The sequence below is a fragment of the Rhodococcus sp. BP-160 genome, from assembly GCF_019836205.1.
Lineage (GTDB): Bacteria > Actinomycetota > Actinomycetes > Mycobacteriales > Mycobacteriaceae > Rhodococcoides.
Map to the genome: position 1 here is coordinate 342,273 of NZ_JABUEK010000002.1, position 24,174 is coordinate 366,446.

18 protein-coding genes and 1 tRNA gene are annotated in these 24,174 nt (G+C 68.3%); 5 read left to right on the forward strand and 14 right to left on the reverse strand.

Annotated features, from left to right (window positions below):
* Positions 1 to 72: 72 nt before the first annotated feature.
* The 6 genes from HQ306_RS22575 to treS form a co-directional block, all read right to left on the reverse strand.
* Positions 73 to 1,179: a diguanylate cyclase gene (locus HQ306_RS22575; protein ID WP_056445761.1), complete on the reverse strand. Its 1,107-nt coding sequence runs from the start codon at positions 1,177 to 1,179 to the stop codon at positions 73 to 75.
* Positions 1,180 to 1,230: 51 nt separating this feature from the next.
* Positions 1,231 to 2,295 (reverse strand): YihY/virulence factor BrkB family protein, encoded by a 1,065-nt coding sequence (locus tag HQ306_RS08075; protein WP_222630436.1) that lies wholly within the window; start codon positions 2,293 to 2,295, stop codon positions 1,231 to 1,233.
* Between the two features lie 45 nt (positions 2,296 to 2,340).
* Entirely contained in the window at positions 2,341 to 3,375 is a 1,035-nt protein-coding gene (locus HQ306_RS08080) for an NAD-dependent epimerase/dehydratase family protein (RefSeq protein WP_056445755.1), read from the reverse strand.
* A gap of 60 nt (positions 3,376 to 3,435) precedes the next feature.
* Entirely contained in the window at positions 3,436 to 4,536 is a 1,101-nt protein-coding gene (locus tag HQ306_RS08085; protein WP_222630438.1) for a diguanylate cyclase, read from the reverse strand.
* A 103-nt stretch (positions 4,537 to 4,639) separates the two neighbouring features.
* Positions 4,640 to 5,587: a methionyl-tRNA formyltransferase gene (locus HQ306_RS08090; protein ID WP_056445750.1), complete on the reverse strand. Its 948-nt coding sequence runs from the start codon at positions 5,585 to 5,587 to the stop codon at positions 4,640 to 4,642.
* Positions 5,588 to 5,624: 37 nt separating this feature from the next.
* Positions 5,625 to 7,808 (reverse strand): maltose alpha-D-glucosyltransferase, encoded by a 2,184-nt coding sequence (gene treS / locus HQ306_RS08095; RefSeq protein ID WP_027505747.1) that lies wholly within the window; start codon positions 7,806 to 7,808, stop codon positions 5,625 to 5,627.
* Between the two features lie 197 nt (positions 7,809 to 8,005).
* Between treS and HQ306_RS08100 the strand changes: the two genes are divergently transcribed.
* Complete coding sequence (locus HQ306_RS08100; RefSeq protein ID WP_056445747.1) at positions 8,006 to 8,746, forward strand: GAF and ANTAR domain-containing protein; 741 nt, start codon at positions 8,006 to 8,008, stop codon at positions 8,744 to 8,746.
* Positions 8,747 to 8,749: 3 nt separating this feature from the next.
* Here HQ306_RS08100 and HQ306_RS08105 read toward each other — a convergent pair whose 3' ends face one another.
* Together HQ306_RS08105 and HQ306_RS08110 are read right to left on the reverse strand one after the other, a co-directional pair.
* Positions 8,750 to 11,065 carry an EAL domain-containing protein gene (locus HQ306_RS08105; RefSeq protein WP_222630440.1) on the reverse strand — a complete coding sequence of 772 codons (2,316 nt, stop codon included), beginning with the start codon at positions 11,063 to 11,065 and terminating at the stop codon, positions 8,750 to 8,752.
* Positions 11,066 to 11,291: 226 nt separating this feature from the next.
* A tRNA-Ile gene (locus HQ306_RS08110) sits at positions 11,292 to 11,365 on the reverse strand.
* A gap of 67 nt (positions 11,366 to 11,432) precedes the next feature.
* Here HQ306_RS08110 and HQ306_RS08115 point away from each other — a divergent pair.
* Positions 11,433 to 11,579, forward strand: coding sequence for a hypothetical protein (locus tag HQ306_RS08115; RefSeq protein ID WP_197027787.1), 147 nt, complete (start codon positions 11,433 to 11,435; stop codon positions 11,577 to 11,579).
* A 3-nt stretch (positions 11,580 to 11,582) separates the two neighbouring features.
* Here the strand turns inward: HQ306_RS08115 and HQ306_RS08120 are convergent, their stop codons facing one another.
* From HQ306_RS08120 to HQ306_RS08135, 4 genes are all read right to left on the reverse strand, one after another.
* Positions 11,583 to 13,412, reverse strand: coding sequence for a bifunctional diguanylate cyclase/phosphodiesterase (locus HQ306_RS08120; protein ID WP_261769343.1), 1,830 nt, complete (start codon positions 13,410 to 13,412; stop codon positions 11,583 to 11,585).
* A gap of 73 nt (positions 13,413 to 13,485) precedes the next feature.
* On the reverse strand, positions 13,486 to 15,591 hold the full coding sequence (locus tag HQ306_RS08125; RefSeq protein ID WP_222630448.1) for an Rv1355c family protein: 2,106 nt from the start codon (positions 15,589 to 15,591) through the stop codon (positions 13,486 to 13,488).
* A gap of 22 nt (positions 15,592 to 15,613) precedes the next feature.
* Complete coding sequence (locus tag HQ306_RS08130; protein ID WP_051613357.1) at positions 15,614 to 16,336, reverse strand: hypothetical protein; 723 nt, start codon at positions 16,334 to 16,336, stop codon at positions 15,614 to 15,616.
* Between the two features lie 69 nt (positions 16,337 to 16,405).
* Positions 16,406 to 16,813, reverse strand: a complete 408-nt coding sequence (locus HQ306_RS08135; RefSeq protein ID WP_222630450.1) for a PAS domain-containing protein — start codon at positions 16,811 to 16,813, stop codon at positions 16,406 to 16,408.
* 241 nt (positions 16,814 to 17,054) lie between these two features.
* Between HQ306_RS08135 and HQ306_RS08140 the strand changes: the two genes are divergently transcribed.
* Positions 17,055 to 18,899 (forward strand): bifunctional diguanylate cyclase/phosphodiesterase, encoded by a 1,845-nt coding sequence (locus HQ306_RS08140; protein ID WP_222630452.1) that lies wholly within the window; start codon positions 17,055 to 17,057, stop codon positions 18,897 to 18,899.
* Here the strand turns inward: HQ306_RS08140 and HQ306_RS08145 are convergent.
* The gene (locus HQ306_RS08145) at positions 18,818 to 21,058 is read right to left on the reverse strand and encodes a molybdopterin-dependent oxidoreductase (protein ID WP_222630454.1); all 2,241 of its coding nucleotides are present in this window, start codon (positions 21,056 to 21,058) and stop codon (positions 18,818 to 18,820) included. The genes HQ306_RS08140 and HQ306_RS08145 overlap by 82 nt on opposite strands.
* A 71-nt stretch (positions 21,059 to 21,129) precedes the next feature.
* On the opposite strand from HQ306_RS08145, the gene HQ306_RS08150 reads away from it, so the two are divergent.
* Positions 21,130 to 21,957, forward strand: coding sequence for a serine hydrolase domain-containing protein (locus HQ306_RS08150; protein ID WP_308115407.1), 828 nt, complete (start codon positions 21,130 to 21,132; stop codon positions 21,955 to 21,957).
* Between the two features lie 147 nt (positions 21,958 to 22,104).
* Positions 22,105 to 22,608 (forward strand): DUF3145 domain-containing protein, encoded by a 504-nt coding sequence (locus HQ306_RS08155; protein WP_027505753.1) that lies wholly within the window; start codon positions 22,105 to 22,107, stop codon positions 22,606 to 22,608.
* 69 nt (positions 22,609 to 22,677) lie between these two features.
* Here HQ306_RS08155 and HQ306_RS08160 read toward each other — a convergent pair whose 3' ends face one another.
* A complete protein-coding gene (locus HQ306_RS08160) occupies positions 22,678 to 24,111 on the reverse strand; it encodes an acyl-CoA carboxylase subunit beta (protein ID WP_222630462.1) in 1,434 nt (477 codons plus the stop codon).
* Positions 24,112 to 24,174 lie beyond the last annotated feature (63 nt).

The following is a 24,174-nucleotide window of genomic DNA, read 5'->3' on the forward strand; positions in this document are numbered from 1 at the left end:
ACGCCGCGGATGTGACCGGCGGCGTCCCAGAGCAGTACCCCGAATTCGGAGTCACGAGCAGGACGAGACCGATCAACGCCGATATTTCTCGCGATACATCGCGTTGTCCGCCCGCCTCATCAGTTCGTCGAGGTCCGGGCCGACGCCGCCGGGGGCGGGGTTCCACACCGCGACCCCCGCACTGACGGAGAGCTGCGCGGCGCCGAGCCCGTCGAGGGCGGTCGCCCCGAGGTCGAGGACCTCCTGTTCGCCGACCCCTGGGAGGACGACCACGAACTCGTCGCCGCCGACGCGGGCGATCAGATCGTCGGAGCGAAAACTTCTGTGGAGAATGCCGGACAGTCGTACCAGCGCCGTGTCGCCCGCGTCGTGGCCGGCTCGGTCGTTGATCTCCTTGAGACCGTCGAGATCGAGATAGAGGACACCGACGGGCACGGCATCACGTTCGCAGTCGGCGAGCGCGGGCGAGGCGCCCCGCGCGAGACCGCGCCGGTTCAGCAGCCCCGTCAGGTCGTCTCGGTGAGACAGCGAATCGGCTCGAGCGCGTGCTCGATCCACCGACCTGTAGCGCTCCCACAGCAGACCGATGGTGCGGATCCGCACGTAGTGGATCAACCCCGCCACCAGAACGGTGCGCACGATCGCGGCCGCGAAGGTGCGCACCCCGACGTCTCCGATCCCGTTGACCGAGGCAAGGGCGATCCAGGCCAGTACGCCCCCGGTGACGACGACGACAACGTGCCATCGTCGTTGCAGCAGCGCGGCGGCGGCGACGATGGAGAGCGCGAGTCCGAAGGCGGGGAAACCGGAGTCCGCATCGGCGTTGCCCAGAACGGGACTGGCGATGATCAGGGCTGCGGCGACGAACGTCACGACGTCCGTGTGACGGTAGAACCACACGGCCCGCGGCGTGTGCAGTGCCCAGAACGTCGTGGCCGCGAGCGCGGCGACCAGCAGGTTGTAGGACTGAACCCACCAGTGGACCGCGTAGTCGGGGTCCGTCACCACCCACAGGAACACCGCTCCGTACAGAACGGTGCTCAGCACGCAGATCGCGGCGAGGCCCTGGACGACCACCACGTCCGATCGCACCGGATCGCCGTCGTGGGCGCTGTCGCGCCACTGCCGACGCGCTCGGCGTGCGGACGCCACCAGCGCGCCCGCCCCCGTGTCACTCACTCGCGCAGACCACCCTCGCTCCGGGCTCCCATGGCCCGTGTCACCACCACGCTACCGGGCGGACGAGTCCTCGCCACGTGAGAGGCGCAGGGCGCGACCACGTTCGACGTGTTCGCGATCGGTCTCCTCGTTCTTCTCCGAGACGCGCGTGTCGCGCGGTGGAAGCTGCAGATGGTCCTCGGCCTCGATGCCGGCCTGGAGTTGGCGGCCGCGTTCGAGTTCGGAATCGAGTTCCGCCCCGAACAGCAGAGCGAGGTTCGTGATCCAGAGCCACAGCAGGAAGATGATCACGCCGGCCAACGAGCCGTAGGTCTTGTTGTAGCTGCTGAAGTTCGCGACGTAGAAACCGAAGAGCACGGACGCGAGGATCCACACGACGATGGCCATGCTGGCCCCCGTGCTGATCCATCGGAACTTCGGCTGCTGCACGTTGGGTGTGGCGTAGTAGAGGATCGCGACGGCCAGGACGATCAGCGCGAGGACGACGGGCCACCGCGCGATGTTCCACACCGTCAGTGCGGTGTCGCCGGCACCGATCGCGTCACCCACGGCCGTGGCGACGGGACCGCTGACGGCCAGCATGAGTCCCGCTGCAGCGATGCAGATCAGGCCGACCAGAGTGACGACCAGCATGACCGGGCGCAGCTTCCAGATCGGTCGGCCCTCGTCCACCTCGTACATCCGATTCATGGCGCGGCCGAACGCGCCCACGTAGCCGGACGCCGACCAGAGGGCGCCGGCCAGACCGATGATCAGGGCGAGTCCGGCGGTGGGCGCCTGGACGAGCTGCTCGACCGGTCCGCGCAGTGTGTCGACGGCGGACGACGGCCCCAGGTCGGACACGATGTCGAGCACCGCGGTGACGGTGCGCTCGCCCTGCCCGAACACGCCGAGAAGGGACACGACGGCGAGAAGAGCCGGGAACAGCGACAGCACCGCGTAATACGTGAGAGCAGCGGCCAGATCGGTGCACTGGTCCTTGGAGAACTCGCGCGCGGTCTTGCGCAGGACGTAGAAGAACGACGGCTTGGTGAGATCGGTGGGTGAATCGGGCTTCCGAGGATCGTCCGGGTCCGCGTGGGCCGGGTCGTCACCCGTCGTCTGCTCTCGGGTCATGGACTGCGGACTACCCGCACTCACCCGACGCAAACCGCCGCCGGGTCACGCGGACAGCGGCGGGGTCGGGGCGTCCTCCACCTCGTGCACGCCGCGGACGAACTCGGCGAGAGCGTCCTGCGCAGTGTGTCGAGGCGCCCACTCCAGCAGGTCGCGGGCGCGACCGGAGTCCATGATGGGAAGCCGCAGCACCGCGTCGAACAGGCCGGGGTCGGTGGGAACGAGGCGTGCGGTGAACAGAGCATCGAGGGCGAGTCGCACCGCGGACGCGGGCAGAGGGATCAATCGCGCGTGGAGAATCTCCGCGAAGGTGGCCGGGGTGATGACGGGGTCCGCCGCGAGGTTGAACGCGCCCGACACCTCGCGCACCGCCGCCGCGGCGAATGCTCGTCCGACATCACGGGAGTGCACTCCCTGGAACACCAGATCCGCGATGTCAGGGAAGACCGGGACGAACGCGGGTCGCACCAGCCGGGCCGGGACGAACGGACCGCCGAACAGTCGACGCTGTTCCGTGGACGCCGACGCCTCGAAGACGAAGGCCGGCCGCATCCGGACGACCCGGAGGTCGGGATTCCGCGTCTCCACCCGGTCGAGCACACGCTCGAGATACGACTTCTCGCGCGTGTAGGCCGCGCCCTGCCAGCCGTGCGTCGGCCAGTCCTCGGTCACCCGAACGTCTTTCGATCCCGGGGAGTAGGCACCGACCGACGACGCGTGCACCAACGCGCTCACTCCGGCCGCCGCCGCGGCGTCGAAGACCCGCATCGCGCCGACGACGTTGACGTCCCAGGTCTGCACCGGATCGCGAGACGGCTGGAACTGCCACGCCAGGTGTACGACGACGTCGACTCCGTCGAACAGCGGAACCAGGTCGTCCCGTGCGATGTCCGCCTCGACGAACGTCGTCCGTGCGGGAGCCCACGCCGGACGACCGTTCGTCGGCACGGGCGAGCGCCGCGCGATCGCACGGACTGCGGAGACCGCCGGGTCGACGACCAGCGCGTCGACGACCGAGGTCCCGAGGTTTCCCGTCGCTCCGGTCACGGCCACGACGAGCCCACTGCGTTGTTCCGGCATGTCGTGGCGATACCCGTGCGTCGGGGAGCCAAACGGGTACCCCGGCTCCCGCGTCGCCGTTCAGCGCCGTGACTTGACCCGATACATCGCGTTGTCGGCGCGCCTCGTCAGGTCGTCGAGATCCGGCGCGTGTGGTCCCGGACCCCACACTGCCAGTCCGACACTGACGGACACCTCGGTGGTCATCGAGAGATCGCGGATGGACGCACCCAGATCCAGCGCCACGGTCCGGTCCGTGTCGGGGAGAACCACGACGAATTCGTCACCGCCGACGCGGGCGACGATGTCACTGCCGCGGAACGCGGTCCCCAGCATCTCGGCGAGTCGTACCAGTACGGCATCTCCGGCATCGTGCCCGAGGGTGTCGTTGACATCCTTGAGACCGTCCACGTCGAGGTAGAGAACGCTCACGGGCCGAGACTCTCGTCGGCACCGATCGAGTTCGGTCGCCGCACGTCGCTGAAGGCCGCGACGGTTCGCCAGGCCGGTCAGATCGTCGACGTGCGACAGGGAGTCGGCCCTGGCACGTTGCTCGTCGACCATCCGATACTTCTCCCACAGCAGGTCGATGGTCTTCATGCGGAAGTAGTGGATGACCGCGACGACGAGAACGGTTCGCAGCACCGACACCGCGAAGGTCTGCACGCTCACGTCGGTGCCGTGAGCCACCGCCAACGCCGTCCACGCGCACACCGCCAGCGTGGTGAACGTGACGATGTGGGCGCGACGTTGGAGTATTCCGGCGAAGGCCACGATGGCCAGAACGAGTCCGAAGGCCGGGTACGCAGACCCCGCGCTGGCATAGGCGAGGACCGGACTGCCGACGACGAGAATCGCGGCCACCAGGGTTACCGCGTCCGTGTGCCGGTAGAAGATGCCGGCACGCGGGGTGTGCAACGCACACCAGGTGACTGCGGCGGTCACCGTGACCCCGAAGGTGTAGGTCTTCGACCACCAGGAGAACGCGTAGTCGTCGGCCGTCGTCATCCAGACCAGGACAGCGCCGAACAGGAGCGTGCAGAGTGCCGTGATGGTGGCGAGTCCTTCGACGATGACGAGGTCGGAGCGCACCGGATCACCCGCGCGCGCCGTGGATCGCCACACCGTCCGTGAGTGCTGCGCACGGTCCGTCCACGAACCGGGACCGGTGATTCTCGCCATGTAGACCGTCCTCGTGACCAGCCCCCGTCACCCGCTTCCAGGTGAAATGTACTCGACCCGACCCGTTCGTGATCCCGTTCGCGCGACCAGCCGGAACCGGACGTCAGGGAGCGTCGGTGAGGTACCCGCCGCCGCGGGGGAAGTACTCCGCAGCAGGGATCGTGCGGTCGTCGTCCTCGGTGCGCACCGCGTCGATCACGAGCGCTCGGTTACGGCCGAGGTGGGCGTTCGGGCCGGAGACGATCGCCATGCCGTCACCCTCGTGGATGAAGACGCGACCGGGTGTACCGCCGTAGATGCCCTGCGACACATGCGCTTCGACGATGCGGAGCCGACGGCCACGGTGATGGGTCCACGCGTTGGGGTAGGGGTCGGACTGAGCGCGGACCAGACGGTCGATGTCCTCGGCCGGCCACGTCCAGTCGATACGGCTGTCGATGTCCGCACGCTTGTGGAAGAACGTCCGCTGCGAGAGGTCCTGCGGGGTCCACACCGCGGTGCCGCTCTCGATCGCGCCGAGCGCCTCGAGCAGTACCTCGGGAATGAGGTCGATGGTCGCCTGCACCAACTGGGTCGCTGTGTCGCGCGGGCCGATCGGAACGGACCGCTGGATGACGACGTCGCCGGTGTCGAGTTCGTCGTCCATACGGTGCGCGGTCAGGCCGGTCTCGGCCGCGCCGCTGATCAGCGACCAGATCACGGGGGAGAAACCCGTGAACCGGGGCAGCAGTGAGTCGTGCAGGTTGAGGGTGCCGTGCGGCGGCATGTCGTAGATGGACCGGGGCAGCTTGGTGCGCCAGTTGTTCGCGACGATGATGTCCGGCTTCGCCTCCTCCAGTGCGACGCGCAGCGCATCGTCCGGAGTGAGGGCGAGGTGGACCGGCACGTCGTGGGCGCGTGCCAGATCTTCCACGGAATCCGACCAGATCGACTCGTACGAGTGCTCACTGGGAGGATGGGTGACGGCCAGGACCACCTCGTGATCGGACTCGATGACCGTCCGAAGCGTCGTGTGTCCCCAGGTCTGATAGCCGAACATCGCCACTCGCATGCTGGTTAGCCTAACCTTCCCCGGCCACCTCTCGGCATCAGCCCCTGAGCATCACCGGGACGCCCTGGTAGGGCTGCAGGGTCATCGGGAAACTGCCCAGCTCGTCGACGACGGCGATGTCCTGGTCGGTGAACAGGTCCACCACCGTGGCCCCGCCGGTGAGGTGCTTCGACTGCACCGTCGCGTGGATCTCGTCGCCCGTGAAGTTCAGCACCGTCGCCGAGATGGATCCGTTGCCCAGCTGGTGCACCAGGACGAGCAGTCCCTTGTGCGACACGGACGGGACGTCGAGCTGGGTGGCCGTCGCGATGCCGTACCTCGTCCGCACATCGAGGATGCGGGACAGCTGACGCGCGAACGACGTCGAGTCCTTCATCTGCTCCGGCAACGAGCCGTAGAGACTGCGGCCGCGGGGGATCCCGGACTCCGACCGGGTGGCGTCGGGCGAGGTGTTCATGAGGTCGTGCGCCCCACGGTTGATCCAGCGGGTGTCGCCCTCGCGGATGAGATCGGCGACCTCCTCCGCCGGCACCGGGAGGATGCCGGTGAGGTCCCAGCCGGACAGCGCGAACACGCCCGGTTGCAGCGCGTTGTACATGGCCAGCATGAGATGGGCGCGCTTGACCGTCTCGATGTCGGTGTCGTCCATCCGGTCGAGGTCGCGGATGCCCAACGACGCCGTGATGACCGACGCGGTGGTGCAGGCGATCCCGTTGTTGGTGAACGTGCGGTTGTACGGCGCCCACCGGCCGGTGAGTCGTTCGCACAGTTCGGCGCGGATCTGGTCACCCAGATCGCCGCCCTTGATCACGTCGCCGCCGTACGAGAACTCGTCCTCACGGTGCAGGGTCGCGAAGTGCACCAGCTCGAAGGTCATCTCGTCGTGATTCTGCAGCGCGTGCACCAGCGAGGCGGTGTCCACACCGTGGTCCCGCGCCAGATTCATGGTGAGCCTGAGGAACTCGGTGTTCCCCATGACGAGCGCGTGGTGATAGGCGGGGCGGTTGATGAAGTCGTAGGACAGATCGGCGCCGCTGCTTCCCATCGCCTTGATGTCGTCGATGGTGAGGTTCAGCTCCTGGAAGGTGAAGCCACCCATCTTGCGCACCACACTGGAGATGAGGTGATTGGCGGCCTCCGAGAGCGGGTGGCCCTCGGACCATCCCGGACCCTCGGTCCGGCGCTCGACTCCGAGGAAACCGTTGGCGTCGAGACGCAGTGCGCCGGCGCCGAGGTCCGCGATGGAGTGGCAGGCGTCGCCGATGACGAGGCGCATACCGGCGAACGAGGGATCGAGCCAGTTGATGGAGGGCTGACCCGCCTTGAAGTAGTGCAGGTACACCCAGCGGCGCTCGACCCCGTCGACTCCGCGGATGACCGGCGTGGCACTCCAGTTGGTCTCCTTGACGCCCATCTCGTAGAAGATGACGCGCTGGAGCTGGCCGACGATGTACCCGGCACGAGCGAGATTGGCCTCGGACTCGGCATCGATGTTCACCGAGTCCTGGCCCGCCTTGACGCGGGGGAGCAGGTGCCAGTCTTGCGGCTCGATCTCCACCATGTGGTAGATGCCGGGGTAGTCGGAGACGTTCATCTCCGCCAATCGGAAATCGGCGCCCTTGCCGGTGTGTCCGGGGACGATGTCGTCGATGACGATGCCCTCGTAGGCGGACGCGACGACGCACAGCCGCCGGAACTCCTCTTCGGAGCCGAACGCCGGGTCGATCTGCATGCTGACGCGGTCGAAGTGGCCGTCGACCGACGGTGTGGCATGCCACCCGTGCAGTCCGCCGGCCTCCTTGACGGGGCCGGTGTGCACGGCCGTGATGCCGATGTCCGAGAACACCTGCCACAGAGCCTCGTCGCCGAGCGTGCCGAGAAAGCTCTGTCCTGGAGCCGCGATGAGCGAGATGGGGTACGCGGTGAACCACACGGGTGCGCGCTCGACGGCTCCGCGCGGATCCGGCGACGCGTAGGGGTTCTGCCACATGCTGCCCTTGCCGGACAACTGTTCCGCGATCAGCTTGGCATCGTGCAGCATCGACCGGTCGACGAGCCACGACACGTACTCGGGATTGGAGGCGTCGGCGTCACCCTGGGGCAGCGCGCCCGCGGTGCGGTACGCACGACGCACCGACGGCTTCAGTGGGCGAGGCCTGGCCGGGTAGAAACTCTCGTCGTACGTGATCTCGCTGGGTTCGTGCTGAACTTCCGGATCCACTGTTCCTCCGATGTGACGGGACGCGCGGACATCTTCGATGGGAAGCTCCCACAGGCGTGCCTGGTCTGCATGCCGTCCGGGGAACTACCCGAGGGTCGACGAACCGAAACGCCGACCGCACCTCAGACTACGCACGGACCGACGGAGTGTGCCGAACACGCCTCGGTGGATCGGCGGGCGTGTGATCGAATGGTGCAATGGACACGGAAGGGCGGGCCGAAGGTGGCCTGACACCCGAACGACTCGGTGAGATCGTCGGCTCGCTGGGTCGACGCATCGAGGACACGGACGAGCTCGGCGAGTTGCTGCAGCGGTCGGTGGATCTCGCGCACGACGTCATCAGGGGCGCCGACAGTTGCGGCGTGACAATCGATTACGACGGCACCACGTACACGGCGGTCTACACCGACAGCACCACCCTCGCAGTGGACGAGATGCAGTACGAGACCGGCGAGGGTCCGTGCCTCGAGGCGTCCCGTACCGACACCACGATCGTCGTCGACTGCGACAGCACCGAGCAGCGGTGGCCGGAGTTCGCGGCCGCGGCGCGCACCGAGGGTGTGCACTCGTTCCTCGCCTCGCCCATCAGGACTCTCGACGGCGTGATCGGCTCGTTCAACCTGTACGGCTCGTCCGCCGACGCCTTCGACGACATGGACGCCGACATCCTGGACAGCCTCACCACCACGGTGGGACGGGCCATCGGGGAGCATGCTCGCTACACCGACGCCACCACCACGGTGAGCGGACTGCGCGACGCCATGGCGCGACGCGCCCCCATCGAGCAGGCCAAGGGCATTCTGATGGCGATGCGCGGTCTCGACGCGGACGCCGCGTTCGACGTGCTCTCGCGTGAGGCGCAGCGCCGGAACGTGCGAGTTCGCGAGGTGGCCGCCGACTTCGTGCGCGATGCCACCAGGACCGATCCGGCCGGCTGACGGTCAGCCGGCGCGTCGCTCCAGCAGCATCGAGGTGACCTCGTTCGCGCTGGCCGGGTGGGCGAGCCAGAAGCCCTGGGCCAGATCGCAACCACTGTCCCGCAGACGGTCGAACTGGGCCTGTGACTCGACACCCTCGCCGACGACGGCGACGTCGAACGCGTGTGCCAGGGACACGATGGCGGACACGATGGCCTCGGGCTGCTTGCCCGGCATGGCCTGGATGTACGTCTGATCGATCTTGAACGCCTCGATGACGGGATACCGGCTGAGGTAGGTGACGGAGCTGTGGCCGCTGCCCAGATCGTCCAGGAGGATGGACACGCCCATCTCGTGCAGTTCGGTGAGAGCGTCCCGCACCTGCGCCGTGTCCGCGAGCCACACCGTCTCGGTGATCTCCAGGCCGAGTCGGCCCACCGGCAGACCGGAACTGGCGAGGATGCGGGCGACGCTGGCCACGAACTCGGGCTGGCGAAGCTGCAGGGCACTGACGTTGACCCGCACGCCGACGTCCGAGATGGCCTGCCACTCCGCCGCCTGCACGCACGCGGTGTGCAGAGCCCACAGGCCGAGGGTGTTGATCTGGCCCGTGCGCTCGGCGATCCGGACGAAGGTCTCCGGGCTCACCGAGCCGAGGGTGGGGTGCTGCCACCGCGCGAGTGCCTCCACGGCGGTGATGCGGCCGGTCGCGATGTCGAAGATGGGCTGGTACGCGAGCGTCAGGATCTGGCTGTCGAGAGCCGACCGGAGATCGGCCGACAGAGCCAACTGGTTGCGGCGGTGCTCTCGATCGTCGGTGTCGAACACCGCGACGTTCCCGCGACCGGTGTCCTTCGCGCGATACATCGCCACGTCGGCGCGGCGGATGAGCTCGTTGCCGGGCACGGTGTCGTCCGCCAACGCGACGCCGATGCTCGCGGTGATGCGCAGTTCGTTGCCGTCGACGACGATGGCCGCCCGCACGGCGTCCGCGTAGGCCTGCGCCACGGCGATCGACTCCTCCGGACCGGAGAGGTTCTCGCAGACCGCCACGAACTCGTCGCCGCCCAGGCGAGCCACGGTGTCGCCGGGGCGCGATGCCCGGGTGAGGCGGTTGCCGATGGACACCAGAGCCGAGTCGCCCGCCTCGTGCCCCAGCCCGTCGTTGATGGACTTGAAGTCGTCGAGGTCGATGAGCATGACGGCCGTCGTGGTGGCCTTCGCGACGCCCCGCTCGACGGCGGACTCGATGCGGTCGTACGCCAGTGCGCGATTGGGGAGCCCCGTCAGCGGGTCCCGGAGGCTGCGGTAGCGCAGTTCGCTCTCGACGCCGACACGATGCACGGCTGCGGACACGACGTCGGACACAGTGTCGAGGGCGCCGGTGTCGAGCATCGGATTGTCCGGGACCAGAATCGGCGGCCCGGCCGTCGTGATGTCGATGATCGGCACGGACGACCCGGTGGCGGAGGAGAGATAGCGCGAGTCGACCCCGAGGACGGTCAACACACCCCACGGCTGGCCGGTGCCGTCGATCGGCACGGCGACCGCGTTGTCGACACCACCCGCGACGAGGGCGGCGACGTCGAACCTGGACTCGTGCGCGTCCCCGGACCACTTGATCCGGGTGGCCGATCGGCTGGCGAACGCGGTGATCGAGGAGGGCCCGGTGGCGCACAGATCGTGCGGTGCGTCGTCCCCCGTGGCGGCGACGATCTCGAGAGTGGCGGGCAGGTCGTGCGCGCGGGTGATGACGGCGCACCGCGCCCCGTACAGCGTCACGACGGCGTCGGTGGCCGCCGACAGAAGGTCGTCGAGCCGGCCGCGCAGAGCGAGCCTGCTCAGCTCGGCGACGACCCGCTGCTCGGACGCCCGGAAGGTCGACGCGTCCAGAGCCTTCTGCAGGAGATGGTCGTCGGCATTCTGTGCAGAGGCGTCGCGATGGATCGAGACGACCAGGGACGAGTCGTCGTCGTGGCCGCGTACGGCGAATGCTGAGGTGGACACCGCGAGCCTTTCTCCTGTGAGGTGATGCACCAGTTCTGTTCGGCCGAGCCAAGTTCCGTGGAGCTGGACAGCCGAGAGGATGTCCGTGAGCGTCGTGGGGGGAGTGGGGACGACGACGGCGTCCACGGTCGGTTCGTCCGGCGGCCCGTGCTCACCGCCGTCGAGTCCGAGAGTCCTCGACGCCTCGGGATTCGCGTGGACGATCCGGCCGTCGGACGTGGACACGAGCACCACGTCGGGGGAATGGTCGAACACCGTCGCGAGACCGAGTCGCGAGGACATGAAGGCCTCCGACAGCGTCGGGCGCGGGTCTGATCCATCCTCGTCGGGCATCATCGTCGTTCCTCACGGCTCTGCCGTCGGTCCTGCCTCTCTCGTCACCGTTCGGAGTCGACGAACAGACGGGTAGCCGGGTCGATCGCTTCGAAACAAACCTAGAGTTCAAAATATAGCAGACGAACAGCCGAAACGACGGTGTGTGCGTGTCGGGACAACGGTGTCCCGGCGAGGGGGACGTCCTGGCCTGACGACCGAGGTGCGGGAAGGCGAAGGGTCCGAGTGGGGCGGGCGGGGCTCGAACCCGCGACCAATGGATTATGAGTCCACGGCTCTAACCGACTGAGCTACCGCCCCCGGCGCTGACGCGCGCTCACGATACCTGGGCAGGATTAGCGACGGCGGCCGCGGGTACGCGTGCCGCATGACCGAACCGAACGGCGACTCGCCCGTGTCCGACGAACCCTCGACCTCCTCGGAGAGGCCCTACGACTCCTCGCGCGACCCCGACGCGGACCCGTCGGAACTGGACGACGCGGCCGGAACGCAGCCCGACCAGGCGGAGGGCTGACGTTCAGCTCGGTGTGAGCGTTCCGACTCGCAGCATCTCGAGGACGACGTCGGCGGGCTGGGGGCGGGCGTAGAGGTACCCCTGCGCGCGCGAGCACCCCAGTTCCAGCAACACGGCACGGGCGTCGACGTCCTCGAGCCCCTCCGCGATGAGGTCGAGGTCGTAGGCCCGAGCGAGGGCGGTGACGGCCTCGACGATCGCGCGGTCGTCCCTACTGGTCGCGAGGTGGGTGACGAACTCGCGATCGATCTTGACGGCGTCGACCGGCAGCGTCTTGAGATGCGAGAGCGAGCTGTACCCGGTGCCGAAGTCGTCGATGGCCACGCGTACCCCGAGTGCACGGATGTCGCGCAGAGCCCGTGCGGCCAGGACGATGTCGTGGACCACCGCCACCTCGGTGATCTCGATGCACAGGTACTGCGGCTCGAGGGAGTACCGGGACAACGCCTCTCGTACGGTGTGCACGAAGTCGAGCGAGACCAATTGTGCGGGTGACACATTGACCCGCAGTGCGATGTCCAGTGTTCCCAACGTCGAGCGCCACGACGCGTACGTTCTGCACGCGGTGTGGAGCACCCACCGTCCGAGGTCGGTGGCCAGGTTGACGGCCTCGGCGATGGCAATGAACTCGACGGGCGGCAGCATGCCCCGGGTGGGATGCTGCCACCGCACCAGGGCCTCGACCGCGGTGATGCGGTCGGTCGTGAGGTCGATCTCGGGTTGGAAGTACAGGAGCAGTGACTCGCCCTCGATCGCTGCGCGCAGATGCAGCTCGATGTCGTTCTGCAACTCGTGGCGTTCGCGGATCTCGGAACTGAACAGCGAGACCTGATTGCCCCCGGCCGTTTTGGCGGCCAGCGCAGCCTGGTCGGCGTCCGCGATCACCGAATCGACCGTACCGCTGCCGGGGATGCCCAGTGCGACACCGATACTGGCGGTACGTGAGACGTACTCGCCCGCCATGTCGACCCGTGCGGTCACCACGGTGAGAATGCGGCAGGCCTCGGCGTACGCGTCGTCCTCCGTCATCGGACCGGGAAGAACGACCACGAACTCGTCGCCGCCCCACCGTGCGAGAAGAGTGTCCGCGTCCGAATGCCGCTGCAGCCGTGCACCGACCGTGCGGAGGAACGTGTCACCGGCCGAGTGCCCCAGGAAATCGTTCAGGGCCTTGAGGCGATCGAGGTCGAAGTAGAGCACCGCGAATGCGTCACCGCCCCCGGCGAGTCGAGCGGACAGCAGCTCCGAGACACCCCGCCGGTTGAGCAACCCCGTCAACGCGTCGTGCGTGGCGGCCCACCGCAGGTGCTCCTCGGCGTCGATCCGAGCCTGCAGTTGGGAGAAGAGGGTGGCGATCGCTTTCAGCGCCTCGACCTCCTCGTCGGACCACTCGCGGTCGCCCGACGCGACCAACCCCAGGGTTCCGGTCGTCGTGTCGCGGGTGACGAGCGGGACCGATGCCATCGAGATGCTCTGGTAACCGGAGGCGCTCTCGACGCGTCGGCGGTAGTCCTCCATGGCGGGATCGGGGCGGAAGAGCAGCGGCTCCTTGAGGTGCTCCGTCGCGGCGAACACGGGGTCGGCGTCTCGAAAGGTGACGGTCCCCAATGGGTCGGGATCAGGGACGTCGGTACGCGCGGGCCACTCCGCCACCATCACGGTGGCACGGCGTTGCGCGTCGTGATGCCGGAGATAGGCGGCGTCCACGTCGAAGTAGTCGACGAGATTCGAGAGGACCTTCTCGTAGCCCGCACCGACCGTGGCGGCGTTGACGCCGATCAGATGGGTCGCCACCCGGGTCACCAGCACGTCGAAGCTCGGACGGCGCTCCAACGTCGGGTCTCCTCGCGTGGCTGCGGAGCGCTGGACTGCACTCGTTCAGCCGACTGTACCGCGAAGAGTGCCGTCAGCGAGGTCGACGCCGACTTCGAACGGCGGGAATTGCGCAGTGAGACAGTCGCAATACGAGGCCGACCGGTTTGTCTCGCGGCTGACCAGCGGTATCGAGGAAGCGGTGACGCAGTGCGCGTAGTCGCTCGGCGTAACGCGGGGACAGAGCGTCGAATTCGTGCTCCTCCGAGGCGTAGAGGAACACGGGAGACACGGGATGGACTGCCAGACCGTGCAACTCGGCCGTGATCCACGCACGCTCCACTGCACCGCCGGCGACGACGTGATCGCGGCCGGTGGTTCCCGGCGCGAACACGACGAGTACCGCGGACGTGGTCGCCATCCGATCGCGCGTGTCGTCGCCCAACGCCGTGCCGGCGTCCCAGTCCGCGAGAAGACGCATCACGTCGGGTCGTCGGGCGACGTCGAGCTTGACCAGGTCGGTGGCGTCGAGGGCCAGAGTGGCGACATCGATACCGGTGTCCGGGTCGTCGTCTCCGGGCCACCGCAGTTCGGACATCATCTCGGCGTGCAGCGTGGTGGTGAGGTAGCGGAGTCGGTCCGATTCCGCCAGGATCTCGCCGATCTCGGACAGCGCCGCCCGATCCGTGATCACGACCGCTGAGCCGTCCTCCGCTGCAGCCGCCGCGCACAGGTCGCGCACGACCTCGTCGGCCAGTGCGGTCGGTGTGCCCGGGTGACGGTTCGTCGAACGCCGCATCATGGCCTCGTGGAGGGGAGCGAGGGCAGTGTCCGGCCTTCGCGCCGGTGTCAGTTCGACGCGTACGCGACCGTCCCCCTCGTCGACGACGGTAGGCACCGCCGTGAGTCCGGCTCGGGCCGCGGCGACCCGAGCGTTGAACACCGCGGCGCCCAGAGCGATTCGGCTCCCGCGGTGCGCGACATCGAGACCGGTGGTGCGCAGAGGATCGAGCGTGATCGTGACGACGTCGTCGGACGTGGTCACGATCCACGGCTGAACGTTGCCGCCGGACGGAGCGCGCCGAGCGGCCTCCACCATGGAGTCCACGACCGAGGTCGGTGTCGTGGGCGCCGTCGTGGGCGCCGGCTCGTCGATGGGGTCCCCGGCGCTCTCGGTCGTTCCGAGGGTGTCGAGCGCGCCGTCGACGTCGACACGGGTGCGACCGGACGGCATGGATTGCCCCAACACGATGCGCCGCACCACCGCTGCGACCGTCGCCCCTCCCAGAGCGACGTCGCTCCCGAGCTGCGGCCACGTCGAGATCGTGCGGTCGACTTCGACCATGGACGCGGCGAACCGCGCGGACACGTCGGATGCACCGAGGATCGACATGACGTGGGGTGCCTTGTCGCGCGTGCTGAGACCGGTGAGGGCGCCCGACGAGAGAGTGCCGACGGCGCCGTGGAAGATCGGACGATCGGGCTCGAGATCGAACCGTTCCACGTCGAGAAGTCCGCGGTCGCTGGTCTCCATGATCACCGGGATGCGATGCCGCTTGGCGGCTTCACGCAGCAGGACCTTCACGTCGAGGGAATCGCATTCCTCGACGACGATGTCGAGGCCGTCCAGGAAGTCGTCGACCGTGTCGGCGGTGATGCCGCGTGCTTCGACGCGCACGGACAGGTAAGGGTCCAGCTCGGCGATGCGCCGAGCGACGATGTCGGTCTTGCTCTCGCCCAGGTCGAGAACGGTCGACGGGATCCGGTTGAGGTTGGAGAGCTCCAACTCGTCGAAGTCGGCGACCCGCAATTCCCCGCACAGTCCCTCGAGGGCGAGGGTGTGCGCGACTGCGTGCCCCACGCTGAGACCCACGACGCCGATCTTCGCCGCGCCGAACCGGTCCTGCTCCTCGGCGGTGATCTTGTTGCGGTTGCGGTCGAGCCGGAGCCGCCGGAACCCGCAAGGCCCGAGAACGCGGACGAGCGTGCGGCGCCACGGATAGTGCACCCAGCGAGGGGATTCGTCCAGAACGTCGGCATCGGGCCGGGGGACCAGAGCGGACAGTCCCCGTGCCTGGGCGTCGAGTGTGTCGAGAACGACGGTCACACCGTCGCCGAGCAGAGACTCGACGACCGCTCGATCGTTCTCCGAGTGTGGATCGAGAACGAGTGCAGCAGAGCCTGTCAGCGCATCGGTCACGAGTCGCTCCTTCGTGTCGGGCCTATGTCGTTCCCGTGGACCAGGTGTGGACCAGTTGCGCTGCCGCGTCGTCGATCCGTCGAGCGTGATGCGCGTGAGCGGTCTCTCGGAACGTGTTCAGATCCCACCAGAGGGCCCTCGTGCTGTAGCGGTCGTCCGGATACGGCGTGGGGTCGATCGTATCGGCCACCACGGCCCCCGACTTCTGCCACATCGACACGGCATGGTCCGCAGCGGTGGAGAGTGCGAAACGCACCCCGAGCAACGAGCACGCCAGCGGCCCTGCGTGCGCGATCATGTCGACGAGACGCTTGTCCCGTGGCGCTGCACGATCCACCCAGCCCGATTTGAGCTCGATGACTCCCTCTCGCAGACGGTCGTTGACAGCGTCTCGCAAGACGTTCCGCGCCAACGGGTTCCGTTGCCACTCCAGGTCGGCGTGCGTCTGACGGGCGTGCTCGTACGGACCCTGGACGCGGATGCCGGCGAGCATGCGCCCGGACGCATCCAGGGCGCACAGGAAGATGGTCGTGTTCCGCCCGTCTCGGATGGTGTCGTACTCGAGGGCGACGGACACGTCGTGCCGCTCGTAACTGATGCGAGCACCTTCGAGGTAGCGACGCCACAGATCCGGGCGGGAGGTGGGGGAGGTGGCGACCACGGTGCACTCGAACACCGGATCGTCGTAGTACCCGAAGGCGTGTGTGGGGCGTGTGTGCGTGGTCGAGAGTGGCGGGGCCGTCATGGTCTGGCGCTCCTGTACTCGGGATGGTCGTCCACCGGGGTTCAGCGGTCGTGCCTCCGGCTCGGCGAGTCAGGCCGCGGGGGCGACCGGTGTCGACTCGACGAGCAGGTATCGACGGTCCCCGACCTGTACCCGGGAGAGTTCGAGATCCACCTCGACGGCCCCACCGTCCTTGTGGACCAGCCGGAGCCGAGCGTCGGCCGAGCCGTCGAGGGCGGCATACGCCCGCGCGGTCGCATCGGCGAGGGCCTCGGTGTCGGCAGGATGGAGCACTGCGGACGATCCGAGCAGCGCGAGCTCGCCCGAGTCGTAGCCGAGCAGGTTGCTGCACGCGGAGTTGTAGAACGCGAGAGCGCCGGAGCCGTCGTGCAGCGTCGTCGCCCGGTCGGACCGCACGACTCGGTAGTACAGGGACGAGAGGTCAGGGGCAGCCGTGACCGGGCTCGCTGACGTATTCATCGATACCAGGTCCGACATGGGACCGATAGTGGCACAGTGACTTACGGTTCTGCCACGGTGCAACTGAGGCAAAACCGGTAAATAGTCGGTTTTTATGTGTGATGTCATGAGTTGCAGGTCACTGCATTTTCGGATCAGATGTTGATCAGAATGCGCGGAAGATGCCTCGAGCTGCGAGTACGACACGCTGCATCGACCGGGTGGGGTGGTGACGGCCGTGCGGGGGCATCGGGCCGATCAGGGGATTTCAGGAGAAGTCATGGATCGGATGGAAGGTCGGACGAGTATCCGGCGGCCCCTCAACACGCTCGTGTCCGAGTTGGCGACGCGGTTGCTCGGTGCCGACTCCGCGAACGTCGTCGAGGCGTACCGGGCGCTGCTCCGAGACCTGTCCACCGATTTCGGGATGGACACGTGCTTTCTCCGGCACAACGACGAGCGCATCGACGCGTCGATTCTCGTCGCGGAGTGGCCCCCGCGGCCCGTCGTTCCCGACCCGGATCCGTTGGGCGTCGTGTACTTCGACAGAGCGGATCCCGTGTTCGCCCGGTCGCGCAGCCAGACCGAGGTCGAGATCTACAGGCCGAGCGATCAGCCCGAGAACTACCGCGACCGGGTGAAGGACGCATCAGGGGTTCCGGCGACCACGATGGTCGCGGTACCCCTGGTCGGCGACGGCCGCACCCTGGGCGTCCTGGGTTTCGTTCGATTCGCCGACCGCCAGTGGACCGCGGAGGAGCTCGAGGCCGTCACTGCGGTCGGAGCGATGCTCGCTCAGGTGCAGAGGCGCGTGGCCGCGGAGAACGAACTGCGCCACACCGCGATGATCGACGAACTGACCGGGCTGATGAACCGTCACGGGCTGACCGAGCTGCTCGACGGGCGCGCCGGCGACGGCACCGCGGTGGGCGTGCTGTTCGTGGACATCGACCGGCTGGCCGCTCTCAACGACTTCCTCGGCCATCGCATGGGTGACGAGTTCCTGCGCACCGTCGCGGACCGCATCCGCCGCCGACTGCCGGACGGGGACGTGGTGGCGAGGCTCGGCGGGGACGAGTTCGTCGTCGTCCTCGGTGGTGCGCCCACGGCCGAGGACGGTGCGGAGCGTGCGGAGATGGTCCGGTCGGTGGTCGCCGAGCCGATGGTGGTGGGGGACGACAGGGTGACCCGCACCGCGAGTATCGGCGTGGCCGTGGGAACCGCGGATCCGTCGGAGATGCTGCGCCGGGCGGATCAGGCGGCGCTGCACGTGAAGTCGTCGGGTGGCAACGGCGTCGTCCTCTACTCGGACGAGATCGCGGCGACCAACGACCTGCGGACCGACGTCGAGCTGACGCTGGGCCATGCCATCTCTCACGACCGGTTGGTGCTGCACTTCCAACCCGAGGTGGACCTGCGTTCCGGTGAGATCACCGCAGTGGAAGCTCTCGTCCGCTGGCCGCATCCGACCCGCGGCATGCTCGGGCCCGACGTGTTCGTGCCCATCGCCGACGCGGCGAACCTCGCCCCGGAACTCGGGCGCTGGGTCATCGATGCGGCGTGCCGGGCGTATGTGAGCTGGCGGGACGCCACGGGTCGCACCGACCTGGTTCTGCGCGTGAACATCTCACCGGTCCACCTCGCCGTGCGCGACTTCGCGCAGGAGGTGGCGGACGTCCTGCGGACCCACGGGATCGACCCGGCCTGCTTCTGCCTGGAGCTGTCCGAGGTCGCGGTGGTGGATTCGGTGGCGCGATCGGGCGCAGCCCTCACCTCCCTGCGCGACAGGGGGATCAGGACGGCCATCGACCACTTCGGTGTCGGCTACTCGTCACTGCTGCATCTCAAGAGGTTGCCGCTCGACGTGCTCAAGATCGACAGGCACTTCACCGACGGGCTCGGCGTGGACGGCGACGATCGTGCGCTCGTCTCGGTCATGATCGGACTTGCTCGGTCACTCCGGCTCGACGTCGTCGCCAACGGAGTCGAGACGTCCGCGGCGGCGCGCACTCTGGTCGAGCTGGGCTGCCACCGCGCGCAGGGTCACGCCATCTGTCCGCCCGTCGACGAACCCACCCTCCGCTCGCTGCTCGTCGACGGGACCCGGCTGCTCGACGTGTCCTGATCATCGGTCCCGACGAGCCGGAGCGTCACCGGGACACCGTTGAGGACGGCATTTCCCGCGACGCCCTCGACGCGGTCCGGATCGGTGAGGTCGTTGACGCTCGGTCCGCGGACGTCGCGGGCCACCGTCAGTCGCACACCGTCGCGGTCATGCCCGAAACCGTGCGGGATGCTCACGACGCCGGGCATCACCGAGTCGCTCGCCGTCACCTCGATGCGCACGGAGCCGGCGGCGGACACGACCTCGACGGTGTCCCCGTCGGCGATGCCGAGACGGTCGAGATCGGCGGGATGTGCCAGCAGACCGTGGCGCGGCTTGCCCTTCACGAGACGCGGCGCGTTGTGCATCCACGAGTTGTTGCTGCGAACGTGGCGGCGCCCGATCAGGAGCAGTTCGCCGTCCGCGGACGGCGTCGCGGCGAGTAGAGCGCTCCGCAGTCTGTCGATGTCCGGGGTGATCACGTCGTGCATCAGACCGATACGCCGATCGCGGGTGAGCAGCTTGCCCGGCAGACCGGGACGCAGCGGACCGAGGTCGGTGCCGTGCGGGTTCTTACGAAGTGTCCGCAGAGTGACCCCGCGAGCGCGCAGCAGCAGGAGTTCGACCGTTCGGGCGGGGGACAGCCGAGTGCGCACCTCACGGACCACGGCCGCGGCGTTCACCCGACCCAGGGTCCGCGCACGCGTTCCGCGGCGGCGGACGGCGGCGTAGCGCAGACTCAGATCGCGGAAGATCTCCCAGTCGTGGCGCGCGTCGGCCTCTTTCGGCAGGACGGCCGGATTGAACTTGGCGGTGTTCCGCACCGCGAACGTCGAGAAGATCAGGTCGTAGTGGTCCCGCTCGAGGGCCACCGTGGACGGCAGGATGATGTCGGCGTGGCGTGAGGTCTCGTTGACGTAGATGTCGAAGGACACCATGAAATCGAGCCCGGCGAACGCGTCGTCGAGCCGGGGGCCGCCCGGCATCGACAGCACCGGGTTGCCCGACGCCACCACCATGGCGCGGACGCGCCCGGGCCCGTCGGTGGTCATCTCGTCCACGAGGGTCGACGCCGGGAGCTCGCCACTGAACTCGGGCAGATCCCGCACCCGGCTGCGCCACTTGTCGAAATGACCGCGGCCGGTGATCTTGTTCGCGATCAGGTCGACGGCCGGATCGGTGAACAGCACGCCGCCGACCCGGTCGAGATTGCCGGTCAGGATGTTCAGGACGTGCACCGCCCACTGGCACACGGTGCCGAATTCCTGGGTGGAGACACCCATCCGGCCGTAGACCGCGGCCGATCCGGCACTCGCGAGATCGCGTGCCAGCGTGCGGATCACGTCGGCGTCGATACCGGTGAGAGGTGCCACGGCCTCGGGCGTGAACGCCGCCACCGCCTCGGTCACACCCTCGACGCCGTCGACGTACGGGGCGGGGGTAGCGGCGCCGTCGGCCAGGACGACGTGAACGAGCGCCAGCAGCAGATGAGCATCCGTGCCGGGACGGATGAAGTGGTGGGTGTCGGCGACGTCCGCCGTCTCGGTGCGCCTCGGGTCGATCACCACCATGCGCCCGCCACGTGCGCGCAGTTCCTTCACCCGCTTCCCGAAATCGGGCACCGTCATCATGGATCCGTTCGACGCCATCGGGTTGGCGCCCAGGACGAGGAAGAAGTCGGTGTTGTCGATGTCGGCGATCGGCTGACGGAGCTGATGCCCGTAGAACAACATGTTGGTCAGCTGGTGCGGCAACTGGTCCAGCGACGTGGCGGAGTACCGGTTGCGGGTGCGCAGCATCGACAGGAACGGGATGCCGTGGGTCATGGCGCCGAGACTGTGCACGTTGGGGTTGCCCGCATAGACACCCACGGCGTCGGCGCCGTGCTCGTCACGGATGGCGGACAGGCGTCGGGCCACGAGGTCCACCGCCTCGTCCCACCCGATCTCGCGCCACCCCGACTCGGTGCGCTGCAGCGGTCGGCGGACACGGTCGGGGTCGTTCAGGATGTCGACGAGCGCGGTCGCCTTGGGGCAGATGTGTCCGCGGGACAACGGATCCTTCTTGTCCCCGCGGACGGACTGCACACCCTCGTCGGTCACCGTGTACTCGAGTCCGCACATGGCCTCGCAGAGGGTGCAGGTGCCGTGGGCGGTGCGGGTGGTTCCAGCCGAGGTCATTCCACGCACGCTAGTCGCGTGTACCCGGACGCATCGAGATTCTGTGACGAGTGTGAATTACAGTCGGGCTCGTGGTCACCGGCAACGCATCCGAGATTCTGTCCTCACTCACCGACTGGCCGGTCCCGGCGGTGTCGGCGTCGGTGATCACCGACGGTCCCGACGTGGCCGCGCGGCACGGTGATCGGGACCGCGTGCAGGAACTGGCCTCGGTCACCAAGCTCCTCGTCGCCTACGCGGCGCTCGTCGCGGTGGAGGAGGGTGCCGTCGAGCTCGACGAGGCGGCGGGACCCGAAGGATCCACCGTCCGACACCTTCTCGCCCACACCTCGGGAGTCGCGTTCGACGATCGACGGCCCACCACGGCGCCGGGGACGAAGCGCATCTACTCGAGCGCCGGCTTCGAGATCCTGGCGGAGCACGTGACCGAGCGTTCCGGCATCGAGTTCGGGGAGTACCTGTCCGCCGCCGTGCTCGAACCGTTGGGTATGACCTCGACCGAGCTGCACGGGTCGGCCGGCCACGGAGCCCGCTCCAATCTCTGCGACATGGAGGCGTTCGCGGCAGAACTGCTCGCACCGACGCTCGTCTCCCGCCAGACCGTCGACGAGGCGACGAGCGTGCAGTTCGAGGGACTCGGAGGCATCCTCCCCGGGTACGGGTCGCAGCGACCCAACGACTGGGGTCTGGGCTTCGAGCTCCGTGACCACAAGTCGCCGCACTGGACGGGGGAGACGAACTCGGCGCGCACGTTCGGGCACTTCGGGCAGTCGGGAACGTTCCTCTGGGTGGACCCCGAAGCCCGCGTCTCGTGCGTCGTGCTCGCCGACCGCGCCTTCGGGGACTGGGCCAAGCCGTTGTGGACCGCGTTGGGTGACACGGTGCTCGCGGGCGTGTGACCCGCCGCGACACGCCGCCGGAACCCACCCGACACACCGAACGACTGGTGTAACAGGGGTAACTCGAGGCACACTGGTAGAAGCCGTACATCAGCAGACGCGTCAGGCCGTTGGGGAAGACGTCCCTCGTCGAAGCTGGAGGCAACGGTGAACGCACTGAACCAATTCGCGGACTCGACCACGGGTGTCGTCTACATTCACTCGTCGCCGGCCGCGCTGTGCCCGCATGTCGAATGGGCGCTGTCCGATGCGCTCGACTGCCGAGCAAATCTCAAGTGGACCGCGCAGCCCGCATTCGACGGTCAACTGCGGGCCACCACCAACTGGACCGGCCCCGTGGGCACCGGCGCCCGGTTGGCCAGCGTGCTGCGCTCATGGCAGATGCTGCGTTTCGAGGTCACCGAGGACCCCAGTGAGGGTGTCGACGGTGAACGCTTCGCGCACGTGCCCGGCCTCGGCCTGTGGCACGGCGCCACCAGTGCCAACGGCGACGTCATGGTGGGCGAGCAGCGGCTGCGGTCGATCCTCGAACAGGGACGCGGCGACGTGTACGCGCAGCTGGATCACGTTCTCGGTACCGCCTGGGACGCGGAGCTCGAACAGTTCCGTCTCGGTGGAGTCGGCGGAGAGGTCACCTGGCTCGCGAGTTAGTGGGCCTCCGGCCCCCGTGAGCCTTTTGCGCATCCAGGGATGCGCAAAAGGCTCACGGGGCGACGCCACTCAGAGCGGGATGTTCTTGTGGCGACCACGGCGCGCCGGGGCGTCCGCCAGCGCGCGGGTGAGAGTGCTGCGGGTGGCGGCCGGATCGATGATCGCGTCCACGACGCCGATGCCCACGGCCCGCTCGACACCACCGGCGATGGCCTCGTGCTCGGCCGTCAGACGGTCGTGCAGCGCCTCGCGCTCGTGATCGGGCGCCGCTGCCAGTGCCTTCTTGTGCAGGATGCCCACGGCCGCCTTGGCGCCCATGACCGCGACCTCGGACTCCGGCCAGGCGTAGACGGCCGTTGCTCCGAGAGCCCGTGAGTTCATCGCGATGTACGCGCCGCCGTAGATCTTGCGGGTCACCAGTGTCACGCGGGGCACGGTGGCCTCGGCGAACGCGTGCAGCAGCTTGGCACCGCGGCGGACCACGCCCTCCCACTCCATGCTGACGCCTGGCAGGTATCCGGGGACGTCCACGACGACGACGAGCGGGATGCCGAAGGCATCGCACAGGCGGACGAAGCGGGCGGCCTTCTCGGCGGACTCGGAGTTGAGGCACCCACCGAGGCGGATCGGGTTGTTGGCGATGACACCGACCGAGCGACCGCCGAGGCGGCCGAGCCCGGTGACGATGCTGCGCGCCCAACCACCCTGGAACTCCTCGAAGGACGACTCGCCCTCGACGTTGTCGAGGAGCTCGTGGACGACCGGGTGCACGTCGTACGCGCGGCGGTTCGACGCGGGCAGGAGTGCCTTGAGATCGGTGTCGCCGTGCTGGGCGGCGGCCAGGTCGAACTCGCCCTGCTCACTGAACATCGACACGAGCCGACGTCCCCGTGCGAGGGCGTCGAGTTCGTCGTCGGCGACGATGTGGCAGACGCCGGACTTACGGAAGTGGGTGTCGGGCCCACCGAGCGAGGCCATGTCGACCTGCTCGCCGGTGACGCTGCGCACCACGTCGGGACCGGTCACGAAGACCCGGCCCTCGGGGGCCATGATCACGACGTCGGTGAGCGCGGGGCCGTACGCGGCGCCGCCGGCGGCGAATCCGAGCACAACCGAGATCTGCGGAACGGTGCCCGACGCACGGACCATGGCCTCGAAGACCAGCCCGACGGCGTGCAGGGCCTCGACGCCCTCGGCGAGACGGGCCCCACCGGAGTGCCAGATGCCGACGATGGGCGCTCCGGAGTCCAGGGCCTCGTCGATGGCGGAGACGATGTGCTTGCAGCCGTCGACTCCCATTGCGCCGCCCATGACGGTGGCGTCGGAGCAGTAGGCGATGGTGCGGACTCCGTCGATCTCACCCGAGGCGGCCAGCACACCGGACTTGTCACGGTCGTGCAGCGGGGTGGTCGTACCGGAGTCGAAGAGCTTCTCGAGACGGGCGAGGGGGTCGCGCGGGTCACGCGACGAGGAGTGGCGGGTGTGCGGAGCGAGGACGGTCATCGTGTTCTCCCCTTCATACTGCCGCTCCCGGCAGGGGAGTGGTGGTGCGGGCGAAGATCCGGC